Raw genomic sequence first — 13,307 nt, forward strand, 5'->3', positions numbered from 1 at the left:
ACGGTTCGCGCGTGCCCCTAGACGGAGGTCTGTCAAATCGACAAGGGGTTCTGGTCCGGACGGAAAGCGTCGAGCGACGTTTCGAGCCTAGTGGGCTTGGTCTGGGATAGACATAGATGCAAGCCGCAACGCGGCGACGTCGGCGCGCTCGAGTGGCGGCCCAACGGAAATCAGGGTTCAATGTGCCCCTATTTTTAAGGCCGCATTGCACCAGCAATCGGGTCGAGCCACATCCCGACCGGCAAATCTGTTCACATCTGTACGGCATCGCAACCTCGCTAACGTACCCTCTCATAAAAAGCGAGGTGTCCGGCGCTCTTCGGCCAGTTACGTAGGTTGCGATTTCAGTCTATGGGCGTTGCGCCCGGAGGTCAATGTAGCTCAAGTATGGACATCAATCAAGTTAACGCGACAGCTAGGATTTGATGTTTAGAGCGCTAAGCCGCGAAGAACCCGCACGCTCGATTCGCCATCTCCCAAACCGAGTCGTGAATAGTGAAATTGCGAGATATACGGTTGTGTGAGCAACGTTATTGGTCAAGTGACTGGCTCATATAGCACAAAAAAAAGCGATGTCCTTCTTGATGGATTGTGTATTGGCTTTCCGAGGTATCGAAGTTTCATAACGCATACTATGAAATAGTCAGCACCGCAAAGTGTGCAGTAGGCAAATCGCTCTCCAAGAAGAGCTAGTAGCAGCGGCGAGAATCTACCGCGCGCCGCTCCATGAGTCGGCATACGGTCCCAGAGCTATCAAGAGCGCGCTGAGGAACTGGCTTGCGGCCCTTGCGTTCTCTGTGAGGGACCGCGTGGTTGGAGGGGGATGCTCCTTCGGTCGCAGATTGGCGGCGGACACCAAGCGACCGATGACGCCCAGCACGTTTTCTCACAGAACGCCGACTGCTGGATGAGGCGTATGTCAAACGCATAAATGTAGGCGTCTACGATGCGGCGAACGGTTGCCAGTCAGCCTGAGCCGTTTCGGCTGCGCTTGGCGCGACTAATATGGTCTAATACGTACGTTCCGGGGACAAAAATGCCAAACTTTAAACAATATAAACAAGAAGTTGAGGCTGACATAGCGAAGACCTTGAAAGACCTGCAATGTCAGCCAATCATTTTCGTAGGTTCAGGCTTCTCGCGACGGTACGCATTGACGCCGTCGTGGGAGGAATTGCTTGGCGAGCTAGCCGCTAGGTGTCCGAGCATCGAAAATGAGCTTGCCTACTACAAACAGAAGTACGAAAACGACCTTCCGGCGGTCGGTTCAGTTTTCGCGCAGCATTACTTCGAGTGGGCATGGTCGAAAGACGGCAAGTCTCATTTTCCACCCGAGCTCTATAAAGGAAATGTTCCTAAAGACGCGTACATAAAGCACATGGTCGTCAAGGTGCTTGAGCAGTACAGTACAGCAGGAGCAACACAAGAACTCCAAGACGAGCTCGTCGCACTAAAGCATCTCGCTCCACACGCGGTAATCACCACCAACTACGATAACCTGCTTGAGCCGATTTTCCCCAACTACGAAGTTGTGGTGGGCCAGCAGGTGTTCCGTCAATCGGCGCTCGTAGTTGGCGAAGTGTTCAAGATTCATGGCTCGTTGTCAGAGCCAGAGTCGATGGTACTCACGAAAGAGGACTACGAGGACTTCAACCGAAACAAGAAGTATCTGAGCGCCAAACTTCTCACGTACTTCGCTGAACACCCATTGCTTTTCATTGGCTACAGGGCGGGCGACCCGAACATAAAAAGCGTGCTCTACGACATGAGTCGCATGTTTTCCCCGACAACCGTGCTCATACCGAACATCTATATCCTGCAGTGGGACGAAGGCGTCAATGAAGACAGCTATCCCGCGCACGAGCATGTGCTCGACGTCGGAGAGGGAATTACAGTAAGAATCAAAAGCATATCCTCTTGTTCGTTCCGGTGGGTGTACGACGCGTTTAGCGTTGGCGGAACAATGGAGAAGGTCAACCTCAAAGCGTTGAGAGCATTGGCTCATCGTATGATGAACCTCATCCGAACCGACATTCCTACAAAAAACGTTCAGGTCAATTACGAGGCGCTCGAACGTGCCATCTCGAATGAGGCGGCTTTCGCGAATTTGTTCGGAGTAACGAACCTCGATGACCCTGCCGCTGCGAACGCCAATCACCCATATACATCGGAGATGTTGGCCGCCGAGCTGGGCCTGGAGCACTGGACTGCGACGAACAGGCTTATCGCGCAGATAAAAGCTGATACCGGCTTCGACATGAAAGCGTCTGACAACGTCTATCACATCCACGTCAAAATCGGGAAGGCGGAACGTAGTCGAACGCGAAAATACTCCGCGGCTGCGGTTGCACTGCTAGCTAAGGTTCGGGACGGAGAGCCACATGACATTCCCGCGCACCTCATGCCGGCAAAGCCGGCAGCTTGAATGAGTTGCTCGCTACAAAGACGAAATTTGTCGCGCGCGATTTTTTGGAAGGAGGCCGATTCGGCGCTTTGTGTAGCCAGCGAAACGAGCGTCACTGGGATAAGTCGGACGGGCAGCCGGTAGATTTCGGCGGCCGGATTAGCGAATCGCACAAGTAGGTGCTGTCTTTGATGAACTGCGGGAGCAACTTTATTTATGCTTAAGCGTTATGTCGCGCAGGAAATGGTTCTTGCGACCACGGGGAGTGGCGTCACCGCAATTCGGGATGGGTATCGAACGGTCCTGGCTGACGACTTCAAAAGCTACTCCTTGGGTAGGTACCTGACAGGGCAACTTACTCAGCACTATCGAACCCTCGATGGTATCGCCTCTGATTTCAAGTCTGGCAATTCCCACTTAGAAGCGTTGCTAGGAATGATTGCCCCGATTCCGACGGTGGCTTCGTTCCAAAATAGCCATTGTGGAGAAATTGCGGCGGCACAGTTTGTCGAAGATGTGCTTGGCTACCGGCGACTTTATTCGAAGCTCACGCTGATATCGTCCGAAAACACGAATGCGCACAAAATGGATGGTCTTTTCGTTAAGACCGACTGCGCGCCGTATGAATATTTGTTCGTTGAAGCAAAGAGTAGCATTCTGCCGACAGAAGCCACGAAGTCGAAGACGCATCGGTCAGGCATACTGACGCAGATGGTCAATTCGCTGCACAAATACCATGACGAGGACCCGCGATTCGAATTTTCGAGAATTAGGGACAATTTGCAGTCATCGTTTGACGGAAACGAAGCCAAGGTTATCAACACCGATTTGACGCCTCCGGGCCCGGACAATCTGAAGTTTATCGGCGTTTCCGTAACGAACGCATCCACGGTTAACACCGGAGACGACGACTTCATACTATCAAAGCACTGCAATACAAACTTTAACTACTATGCGCTCGTAGTCACTGATTTGGCTGAGCTGGCGAAAGACGCATATGGCCGATGGTTCAAGATTAAAGCTGCGGCGGCATAATGTTCACAATCGAGCAACTTTCGGGGTGTCTGTCGCAGCCTTGGTTCGCTGAGGGCTATCACTCTCTTGAGCGGAACTTGTTCCTTACACGCTTGGGTCAGCCCCATGAGTCGCTAGACCGGGCCGTTCGAAAGCAGTTGAAGCGGTTTTCACAGGCCGTGATTTCAAGCGCTGCAGATTGGGAGAATCCCCGGGCGGGTGACGCGCGGCTGCTTTGCCAATATGCTGCGGACATCGAAGCGAGCCTGTCAATGGACGGTGACGGAGATGCGCAGGAGATTCATCTCTCTCACCTGAAGGCAATTTTTCTTTACGAACTCGCGGGCCTGCCAGGCGCAAGCTCGTCCCATGCCGCCCGGAACGGTTTTGACCCCGGTCTTCGAACCTTCTTCACTCGCGAAACCAACTCCATTTGGCGCAACGCGACCGGCGATTGGAAGACATTTCCGACTCAGAGTGTTGCTTCGTCCGACGATACGGACGAAGCAGCTCCTGATTTGCTCGAACATAGTCTCAGTGAAATCCTGACGGCTGCTGGTCGCGGGATTCAGGAGACTGGGGTGAGCGGGATGGAAGAGGGCGACTTGAAGTTGCTGGGCAATCTCGCTGGTGACTTTGCGTTAGGCTTGACTGGGGACGATGTTCTGGCGTTGAGGAAATTGCTCGCGTTGCGCGCGGCGAACAGCTCACTTTCAGTTGTTCCCAAGCAGAGCTCGCTTTCAATTGAAGACCTCCGTGCGATTTCCGCACCGGTGGAGCTTTGGCCTGCTCAGGCTGTCGCGTTGAAAGCGGGACTGCTCGACTCGGACATGCGAAGTTTCGGGTTCGCCGCTCCAACCGGAACGGGTAAGACCGCGCTGACACGAATTCTCATAGCCAACGCGCTACGAGCTAACCCGGGAAGCAAGATTTTTTATATATGTCCTAGCAGGGCGCTAGTGCATGAAGTTTGGTCCGACCTCTCCGTCTCATTGAGTGGAATCGGGGCAAATGTTTTCGAAGCAGGTGGGCATCTAACTGCTCACGAAAGTCTTGGCGCCACGGCGGGGTCGCCAGACGTCATCGTTTTCACTCCGGAGCGCGCGGACTTGCTGCTGCGGGTCGACCCAGAATTCCTGGAGTCGACTTCTCTTGTGATTGTGGATGAAGCCCACCACATTGAACAAGGAAGTCGTGGCGTCTTGCTCGAGTTCTATCTATGGCGCTTGCGAAGGTTAATTCCCGCGTCAGCAAGAATCGTCCAGCTGTCCGCTGTTGCGCCGAACATTTCGGAGTTGACGTCTTGGCTTTCGGCAAAGGAGGCCACGCGCGCGATTATGGTCGACTCACGAACCGGCAGGCTTCGTGTCGGACTTTTGAATCGAACAGCATCCGGAGCAGCTCATCTTCGGTTCCAGCAGGGTGAGCCCTACACGGTGCTCCCCGATGGGGCATTGCCTGGGGACGAAATCGAAGGCCTAGCAATGCTTGCCAACAGTATGGCTAAGAACAGCATTGTTCTGGTTCTCTGCATGAGTCCGGGCTCGGCAGAACGAGTTGCGAAAGCCGTAGCTGACCTCCGTGATGAAGTGCAAGTCGTCAATGACGACATCTCGGAGCGGCTTGATGCTTGGGTCGAACGTGAGCTGCATCCTGAATCTGAACTCCGGACTCACTACAAGAAGCGTGTCTTGTTTCACCATGCCCAAATGCCGCCGCGAGTCCGGCTCGGAATCGAAGAGGCTGTGCGGGCAAAAAAGGTCGACGTCATCTGTGCGACTACGACATTGGCCGAAGGGGTGAACTTCCCGTTCTCTACCGTCATCGTTGAGTCTTTGGTTGGCCACGGCTATCAATTATCGCCGCGCGCTCTATGGAACATCGCCGGCCGCGCAGGACGCTTCGGAGTTGATACCGAAGGGCTTTGCATCCTTTATCGTCCGGAGCTTTGGGCGAGGCGGTTGCGAGACAACAAAATCGAGGACTATCTCCAGACAGCGCTGCCAGACATTCCTCCAGTCAAGTCAGCGCTCGCGCAAGGAATAGCAAAACTCAACGAGTTAGTTGAGAGCGGGAAATTGTCGATGAATGCCCTGAATAGTGTCTCGCTATCCGAAATCAAGGTCGACGGTAAAGCGACAGCGGACGCGAAGAGCGTGCGCGCGCTCCTCAACATTATGCGAGTAGGATATGCGCATGCTAGTTCCACCGGCATTGTTGACATCAACGCTGATGATGCGCCGGAATACGAAAGCCAACTCCTAGCGTCGCTCCAACTAAGCAAATCCGAACGAGCCTTCGCTGAAGATGTCGGAAAGCGACAGCGGAGGGTCGTTAAAAAGGCGACAGACGAAAATCCGGCTCTGATTGAAATTGCAGCGAGAGTAGGCTGGTCTCTGGAAGCCCAATCGAACATCTACACGTGGTTGAAGACTAGGGAAGACTGGCAACTGGAACAGTTCGGCAATCTTGTCTTAGGCGGGTACGTCTTAAATGTGTCGAGCGTTAGCTACCTGATTGGGCCAGTCGCAAAACATTTGCTTGCCTTTGATGGCGAAGCGCTCGGTGGCGCGTACTCATATCTCGCAGAGAAGTGGTTAACGGGAACGCCGCTTTCAAGGTTTGAAGTGAAGCACGGCACGTTCGGCCAGATGATTGCGAAAATCTACGGTCGGATGCAGTACCTGTTGCCCTGGGGGCTTTTTGGAATGCACGAACTGCTGGAATATGAGGCGAAACGTCGGGGTATGGTTGTCGGAGACGGGGTCAGTGCGCTGTCGGTGCTTTCTGCTGAGGGCGTACCGAACTTTGACGCGCTGACGCTGACTCTATCGCTCGCCATTGAGCGTGCCGATGCAACTCGGCTGTCGCAGGCGTACAAACCATTCCGCTCTAAAGCGACGCCTATCGTGGGCTGGCTTGCTGCGTTGCCGTGGAATCGCGCAGAAGAAATCGTTCGAGGCATCGACCAACGTCGTGTCGACCCGACGTTTCGGGCCTTGCATCGCCGTTTGGTGAGAGAGCGTACGCAGCAGGAAACGAAAGGGTAGGCTGCCTGAGGCATACGGCGGGCGCGCAGTAGCGTCCGCAATGACAACCTTGTCTTTCTCAAGCACGGCGCTGCCGTGAGCAGGCTCAGGTGACCACTTCGGTCTGAAGACCTCGAGCGGCAACTTCGGCAGATGAACGGCGAGAAAGACGCGCATGTCGGGAAAGCAGAACAGGGGTGGGTTGAAGGGGAATCGACAGGGGCTCTGCGCGGGAGGGCCCTCGTCGTTTCACGATGTCGACGGTCAGCCCGTCGGCGGATGGTCTGAGCGCGAGCCTCAATAACGCCGGTGATGCGTCCTGTGCGGCGGCGAGCGGCCGCACCATGATGAAAAGCGTCTCCGATGACTGGGCAGCCAGGTGCAGACGTCGAAGCGATGAAGCCTGCGCGTACTGGGTCCAGAAAATTAGCGCGCCGCAACTGCCGGCACGAAGAATCTGCTCGGCCGACCATAGCGCATCCGCGGTTTTCGGCGTCTTCACTCGAAGCACCTGGTCCAGAGACAGCCCGATGTAACTCAACCCCGGTCCGTCAGGGGTATGAGGCGGCTGCACGAACGCGACCGGTCGATGTCCCGCGGCGCTGAGCGCCGGACGCAGCAGCCGGAGTTCACCTACGCCGGCCTGCTGGACGAGCAGGTCGACTAGCGCGCCAACTGGCCATCCACCACCCGGCAGTTCCGCTGACAGCGCCGGATACCCAGTCTCGACGACCCTGCCGCGACTACGGGCGAGCTGCGACGCCCGCCAAAGCGACGGGTGTATCTCCTCAGCAAGGCCGGTAGCGGTAGACATTGGCAGTCCAAAAACCTGTATATTTATACAGTATCGTACACGCAAATCCGCAAGAGTGAACTGACACTTTTTAACGAGGGCTGAATCATGGATGCACGCGTTCGGCAGGTCGACCATCCGATGCCGGAGATGGCTACGTTCGTCGCAAAACTGCGTTCGGCCTTCGGAGACGAGGCGATTGACGAGGCGGTTAGGCGCGGAAAAGCTGGTGAGCCTGTCTTTTACGCATGCGAAAATGGCCGCGCCGTTGGGACCGCAAGTCCGGTGAGCGAAAACGTCTGGCGTGCTAACTCTGACATATGGGACCGGCAATATTGTCCCGGCTGTGACGGCGAATGCGTCGGACAGGGTGTTGGTTGCAAGGAGTGGCTGAAACGAGCAGCCGGCAAGGAGAAACTGTGAAAAGAATTGGACTGGCGTTATTGATGGCCACGCTCGCACCCGCTACGTTCGCAGCTGGCACATACTCTGAGGTGTGGAATCCGCCAGAAGCACGTGGGACCATGCCGAAACACGTGAGGGCTACGCGAAAGGTTTCGTCTCATCGGCGTGTGATTACGCATACGGTGAAGGTGCACGCGCGGCGCGCGCCGACACCTGCGCCAAAACTCATGGCAAAGCAACGCAACATGCAGGAACCCGTTCCGGCGACCGAACCAGACATCTCGGATATTCCGCGCCAGATAACCCCCGAGGGCAACGTGCTTCGCGTGACTGCTCACGGAGCGGAAGCTAAGGTGGCCCGCTGATGGAGTCGCAGTCCTATCATTGCTACAGTATCTGGGGGCACGCAATTCTGCAGCAGGAGGAAATCCTTCAGCCAGACCGTTTTGCGGCAAGTGGAACGATAACCGTGAACGGCAAACTGGTCGAAGCCTCAGGCATCCTCGCTTACTTCGACACAGAAGAGGAAGCGCAACACGCCGGCCTGGCTTGGGCACGTGCCTGGATTGATTACCACGGGTAGTCGAAACAGAATCGCGCAGTGCATCAACATCTTTTGCTGAGTGAGTAAGGTTTACAGTCACTAACACCGGCCCCCGCCGCGATGCGGACATAGGGTCATGCGCAGTCCAGTCGTCACCGCCTGTGTGTTCGATTATCTGATTGCCAAGCCAGTCAGTCCGGCGCCAGTAGACAGGGAAGTCAATGTGGTAGCCCTCCGCGTACCAGACCGTCACGGCGTTCTTCCGTGCCTCAGGCTCTTTCGTGAAGTTGCTGCACTTTTCGAGGAGCGCGTCGCAAACTCGAGCGCGCGCATCGGCCGCCTTCTCCGGGAGGTCACTCGCTTCGAAGATGACGGCGACGTCGATGGCCGCCGAAACGCTTGCCCGTCATGTGGCTGCTCACATCCAATGACAGGGCCGGCAGGTCACTGTTCCCAGCGGCGTCGCAGTGTTGCAATCCTCGCGTCCGTCCGAAGCGCCTTGCCATCTGGACCACATAGCGCAACAGACCCCTCTGGTAGACCGAAGACACGTTCGATTCGCCTCTTGATGCTTCCCACACGGGCATCTGCACGCGCGGCGCGGAATCGTCCTGGAACTTGCGCCCTAACCTGCGGCAGTCGCGGCTCACTGCTTCCGTGGACCAGCTCGCGCTCTACGGGCTTCTTGCCAAACAGGCACGTTACGTCCTGCAGAATTGACTTTTCGACATCGGAGCTGGTCAGCTTATTCCAGTGGTACTGGGCGCGAATCAAGAAATGATACGTTTCATATCCGACTTCTCGCACCGCTCCGACGACGGACTCGACCTCGTGGTCGAGTCGCTCCTCATCTTCGTCGCTTGCGTCGAATACAATAGACGCTGCCGGAGAATCATCGAGTGCCGTTTCGAGGCTCTCAGCTACAACCTGCATTAGGTCCGCCAAGTCCGACAACTGTACTTCGTCAATCTCGCGAGCATCGTCCTCCCCTTCCTGCTCAGGAGAGTCATCGCTCGATTCCGAGGAGGCGGAATATCGCGCGAGATACTCGAAACCTTCGCTTACGCGCTGCGATAGCTCGTCCAACCAGTCGACAAATTCCCCGTAGCCCAGACGCTCGCCGAACACATCATTCGCGCTCTCGATACACAGTTGCAGCATGCGCAATCCGTATGCAAAATCGATGGCATAGGTGTCGTATTCAGCCGACAACAGTGCAAATTCATCCGCCCCTAGGCAGTATTTGGTCATCTTGAAGTTACCTCTTAGAAAGAGCTATCTGCAGCGGTACCACGTAACAGGCGACACACATTTTTGCGCGATGGATGACGAATCCGGCGCATGTCGTTTTCGTTTCTGAGCAGTCGCCGCCAACAAGTGGAGTAGTGATGTGCCATGTTTTCTAATACGTCTCTGCTTCTACGGCCACAAGCTTAGATTCTTTAGTGATGACCACCGACACGTCTTAAGTCAGAACAGCCCGAAAGCAGCTCACGGATAGCCGCCCGGCAAGTCATCGGAATCAGGTTGTTGAGTCATCTGTCAACCGCGCAAGTCACCACCGCGGGTCGCAAGCAATACTTTTAATCTGAATGATGAACCATGTTGCATAGCGAGTTTCGAAATCGAGTGCAGCCGCTACACTCCTCACAAAGCACGCACCGGACTCGGAATACACGTCGCCAGAGACCAGCAGGTTCAGTGAAAGTTGCTCCAATCCTGTATCGCTTGCCCGACTGTCAACCTGCTCAAAAGCTGACTGTGCAAGTAGAGCAATCTTTCTCGCAAGGTCTTGGCCGAGCGCGATGCACCTGTAACGCGCCTCAAGCCAGACCTCCTGAACGCCAATCTCGACGCTGCCGTCGCAACGGATGCACAGCGAAAACGTGCAATAGCCAATGGGCTCCAACCTGTTGGTGACGATTAGGCGATAGCCAAGGTAGGATGCCACGTCCTGCGTATCGGAGTTGTGAGTACTCTCGCTCTCAAGCCAGGCGGAAGTTCCTCCCTTGCGGGACAGGCCGTGCCCGGCAAGCGCAGAATATCGAGAAGAAGCACGACTCGGCTTCATGTCAGCGTGAACCTTCTTTCTCAGAGCGGGCAATATCTCGTTCAACCCTCGCGCTGATGGAGGTTCGACATAAATTGCAAACGACGCTGCCTTGATGCTAGACGGCAGCCTTGCACGTTGCGTTGGGAATGCGGGCGAGAGGTCTAGCGCCAGTGGTCGGTGCAAAATGTTCTGCAAGCGCGCCTTTCGTTTCATTTCGATGTTCCTGTAGCCGCAGCGTCGCGGTGATGCGCTCGTTCAGGCATTGATGCCCCGGAAGCTTTAGCATTTAACAAAGTGGCCGCTCCGTCGGAATGACTTTCCGCGATACTCTCGGCAGGACGCTGCGACAGTGCGAAAATCATGGGTTGATTGAGGCTCCAACCGTTATACGCGAGAAGGTAGCTTATCCATTGCTTTCGGGACCACAGTCGGGTGCGGCGCCATTTTCTGCACGTCGGAAAGGTATCCGAAGAGTTTTTGGGGACGCTGACGTCCCCAACTGTCAAAAATGCAAGTCCTCAAAGTCCGCCGGCCGAACGCAGCTCGAATTCGCGTGTTATGACGACGCGGTTGCCGAGCGGGCATTGCGTACGCTACCGAACCACCTTTCAGTCCGTTCGGCTCTATAATCCATCCCGCGAATTGCCTTTGAAAGACCGCATACTTCGCCGATTTGAATTCCGTTCGCTAATGCAAGAATAAGAAAACCCACCTTTGACGTGTGGGAAAACGAGAGACCAGACACCGGACGCCCGTGCATAAAGCGTAATCAAACGCTCTGCACCCGCCAATGCCGCCGCGCGGCATCCGGGTCAAACCTACGGGTATCAAATGACCGACCGGCTTGTAAATTTCCTGGCCACCATCAATCCGGCTCTGCGCGAGCTGTCCGGCTTCCCTCTAGCCGTTTTCGGCCTCGTTCTGCTGCTTACCTTTTTATTCGTTGCCGGGTACGCATGGAAAGGCTCGCAGGTATGGTTGCAACTCCGCGCGGTAATCCGCGGTGTCAAGCAGGCCGGCGTGCGCCCAGACCCGGACGAAATCGGCAAACACTTCAACCGTGCACCGCTGAAGCACCTTTGGCTTGAATATAGGGACACCCTTCATGCGCTGCGTCGCACCGCCAACGGAACTCCTGAGACCCGGGCGACGCTTCCCGCAGAGACCTATTTCACCCGAGATGTGCTGGTGGATGCGCGACTGTTTGATGATTTCACACGGCACCTGCCGGGCATCCTGACAGGGCTCGGCATCATCGGAACATTCGCGGGTCTCCTTCAGGGCTTGAGTGGGTTTGACCCGTCCAACCCGACCAAAGCGGTCTCCGGTCTCACACCGCTTCTCGCCGGGGTTTCCCACGCGTTCATTGCCTCGGCAGTCGCGATTTGCTGCGCGATGGGCGTCACCTTTCTAAGTCGCCTGACACTCGCCTACCTGTATGGCCTGGTCGAGAAACTGAATCACGCGATTGACGCGCTCTATAACACTGGAGCGGGCGAGGAATATCTCGCACGACTCGTTCACGCTTCCGAGAAGAGTGAGGCGCACGCGGCCCAACTCAAGGACGCAATGGTGGAAGACCTGAGCCGCATGATGACGAATCTGGTCGAACGTCAGATTGAAGCACAGGCGAAAGCCTCCGTGATGCTCGGCGAACACATCGGGCAGACCATCAACAGTTCACTCGCTGCGCCGCTCCAACGGATGACCGATGCGATGGAGCAAACGAGCCGCGGAAACGGTGAGGCTGTCAATGGGATGCTTGAATCGATGCTGACGAGCTTTATGGCCAAGCTCGAAGACACCTTTGGCGGCCAGATGCGCGGGGCGAACGAACAGATTGAGCGCTCGCTGGGTGCCATGCAAGCGGTTCAGGATTCCATGCAACAGCTGCTGGGTGACATTTCCAGAACCAATGAGCACGCGTCGACCCAGGTCACCGGGAAGCTCGAAGAGGCCCTCGCGCACGCATCTGCGAATCAGGAGCTGATGACCACGCAGATGCGGGACTTCGTAAATGAGTTCCGGCAACTGGTCGCCGACGAGCATAGCAAGTCCAGGCAGGTGATGGACGACACCGTTGGTCAGGTGATGGCGCGTGTCAACGACACGCTTCAGAGTCTCGCGGACAGCAGGAGCCAGTCGGCGCAGCAGGAACAGCAGCGCAATGAATCGCTGGGCCGCCGAACCGAAGAAATCATCAGCGGCCTTTCGGGCCACCAGGAAATGATGGCTACGCAGATGCGCCAGTTTGCAGCGGAACTGGGCACCGGTGCCGCAAAACAGCAGGACTTAAATAGCCAGGCAATGAGCGATGTGGTCGGCCGGGTTCTGCAAGAAGTATCCGCGTCCGTCGCCCAGTTGCAGGCAACACGAGACGCGGCGGCAACACAGGACCAGGCACGGAACGAGGCACTCACGCGTCGCACCGAAGAAGTTGTCAGCAACCTTTCCGCACAACTGAAAGCCATGGTCGAAGCGGTCACTGGCCAGATTGCGCGCACACAGGCCAATATTGATGCGCTTCAGGCCGTCAGCATCCGGGCAATCGACGGGATGAATAACGGTGCGGCGACCATGAATACGGCGGCGAACCGGTTTGAAACCGCAGGCGCTTCCGTCACTACCGTGTTCGAGAAATCAGTGGCCGTCGCGGCCGACTTGCAGCGCGCCACTTCGGCGCTTCAGTCGGCGTCGACTACCGTCACACAGGCATTCCAGCAGTATGACCGCACCCGTGAGACCGTCCAGGAATATGTTGGCATCCTGAAGGGTCTCGTCGAGTCCGCGGGAAAAGAAGTCGGACTGACACAATCCATGCTCACCGACCTTGAAGGGATTGTGCAAACGCTACGCGAGGCAGAACGACAGGCTGCCGAGTATCTGAACGGTGTCAATCAGACGCTCGCCGAGTCTTTCGAGCAGTTTGGCAACGCCATGACCAACCAACTGCGTCAGACCATCGGAGAGACGGACCGCCATCTCGGTCATGGCGTCCAGCAACTGACCGGCGTCGTCCAGGAGCTCGGCATCGCCCTTCAGCGCATGAAGCGCGCGGCGTAACG

At 56.2% G+C, this 13,307-nt stretch carries 9 protein-coding genes and 1 pseudogene; 6 read left to right on the plus strand and 4 right to left on the minus strand.

Features of this window, described 5'->3' with window-relative positions:
• The first annotated feature begins 1,036 nt into the window (after positions 1–1,036).
• The 3 genes from C0Z16_RS15225 (at position 1,037) to C0Z16_RS15235 (ending at position 6,468) form a co-directional block, all read left to right on the plus strand.
• The gene (locus C0Z16_RS15225) at positions 1,037–2,425 is read left to right on the plus strand and encodes an SIR2 family protein (protein WP_244201241.1); all 1,389 of its coding nucleotides are present in this window, start codon (positions 1,037–1,039) and stop codon (positions 2,423–2,425) included.
• Between the two features lie 195 nt (positions 2,426–2,620).
• Positions 2,621–3,439 carry a Hachiman antiphage defense system protein HamA gene (locus tag C0Z16_RS15230; RefSeq protein WP_102632952.1) on the plus strand — a complete coding sequence of 273 codons (819 nt, stop codon included), beginning with the start codon at positions 2,621–2,623 and terminating at the stop codon, positions 3,437–3,439.
• Between the two features lie 137 nt (positions 3,440–3,576).
• On the plus strand, positions 3,577–6,468 hold the full coding sequence (locus tag C0Z16_RS15235) for a DEAD/DEAH box helicase (protein ID WP_158244488.1): 2,892 nt from the start codon (positions 3,577–3,579) through the stop codon (positions 6,466–6,468).
• An 85-nt stretch (positions 6,469–6,553) separates the two neighbouring features.
• Here C0Z16_RS15235 and imuA read toward each other — a convergent pair whose 3' ends face one another.
• Positions 6,554–7,261, minus strand: coding sequence for a translesion DNA synthesis-associated protein ImuA (gene imuA / locus C0Z16_RS15240; RefSeq protein ID WP_102632954.1), 708 nt, complete (start codon positions 7,259–7,261; stop codon positions 6,554–6,556).
• Between the two features lie 87 nt (positions 7,262–7,348).
• Here imuA and C0Z16_RS15245 point away from each other — a divergent pair, with 87 nt between their 5' ends.
• Complete coding sequence (locus C0Z16_RS15245) at positions 7,349–7,663, plus strand: hypothetical protein (protein WP_102632955.1); 315 nt, start codon at positions 7,349–7,351, stop codon at positions 7,661–7,663.
• Between the two features lie 346 nt (positions 7,664–8,009).
• Complete coding sequence (locus tag C0Z16_RS15255) at positions 8,010–8,228, plus strand: hypothetical protein (RefSeq protein ID WP_102632956.1); 219 nt, start codon at positions 8,010–8,012, stop codon at positions 8,226–8,228.
• A 178-nt stretch (positions 8,229–8,406) separates the two neighbouring features.
• On the opposite strand, the pseudogene C0Z16_RS39465 reads toward C0Z16_RS15255, so the two are convergent.
• The 3 genes and pseudogenes from C0Z16_RS39465 to C0Z16_RS15270 all read right to left on the minus strand — a co-directional run.
• A pseudogene (locus C0Z16_RS39465) lies at positions 8,407–8,574 on the minus strand (hypothetical protein); the annotation flags it as partial.
• Positions 8,575–8,633: 59 nt separating this feature from the next.
• Positions 8,634–9,440, minus strand: a complete 807-nt coding sequence (locus C0Z16_RS15265) for a hypothetical protein (protein ID WP_102632957.1) — start codon at positions 9,438–9,440, stop codon at positions 8,634–8,636.
• A 304-nt stretch (positions 9,441–9,744) separates the two neighbouring features.
• Complete coding sequence (locus C0Z16_RS15270) at positions 9,745–10,455, minus strand: hypothetical protein (RefSeq protein WP_102632958.1); 711 nt, start codon at positions 10,453–10,455, stop codon at positions 9,745–9,747.
• 618 nt (positions 10,456–11,073) lie between these two features.
• Here C0Z16_RS15270 and zorA point away from each other — a divergent pair.
• A complete protein-coding gene (gene zorA, locus C0Z16_RS15275) occupies positions 11,074–13,305 on the plus strand; it encodes an anti-phage ZorAB system protein ZorA (RefSeq protein WP_102632959.1) in 2,232 nt (743 codons plus the stop codon).
• Positions 13,306–13,307 lie beyond the last annotated feature (2 nt).

It is taken from the genome of Paraburkholderia rhynchosiae (assembly GCF_002879865.1).
Taxonomy (GTDB): Bacteria; Pseudomonadota; Gammaproteobacteria; order Burkholderiales; family Burkholderiaceae; genus Paraburkholderia; species Paraburkholderia rhynchosiae.

Bases quoted from the DNA above. Each gene is read 5' to 3' on its own strand.
- C0Z16_RS15225 (WP_244201241.1), top strand. From the start codon at position 1,037: ATGCCAAACTTTAAACAATATAAACAAGAAGTTGAGGCTGACATAGCG.
- C0Z16_RS15230 (WP_102632952.1), top strand. From the start codon at position 2,621: ATGCTTAAGCGTTATGTCGCGCAGGAAATGGTTCTTGCGACCACGGGG.
- imuA (WP_102632954.1), bottom strand. From the start codon at position 7,261: ATGTCTACCGCTACCGGCCTTGCTGAGGAGATACACCCGTCGCTTTGG.
- C0Z16_RS15245 (WP_102632955.1), top strand. From the start codon at position 7,349: ATGGATGCACGCGTTCGGCAGGTCGACCATCCGATGCCGGAGATGGCT.
- C0Z16_RS15255 (WP_102632956.1), top strand. From the start codon at position 8,010: ATGGAGTCGCAGTCCTATCATTGCTACAGTATCTGGGGGCACGCAATT.
- C0Z16_RS15265 (WP_102632957.1), bottom strand. From the start codon at position 9,440: ATGACCAAATACTGCCTAGGGGCGGATGAATTTGCACTGTTGTCGGCT.
- C0Z16_RS15270 (WP_102632958.1), bottom strand. From the start codon at position 10,455: ATGAAACGAAAGGCGCGCTTGCAGAACATTTTGCACCGACCACTGGCG.
- zorA (WP_102632959.1), top strand. From the start codon at position 11,074: ATGACCGACCGGCTTGTAAATTTCCTGGCCACCATCAATCCGGCTCTG.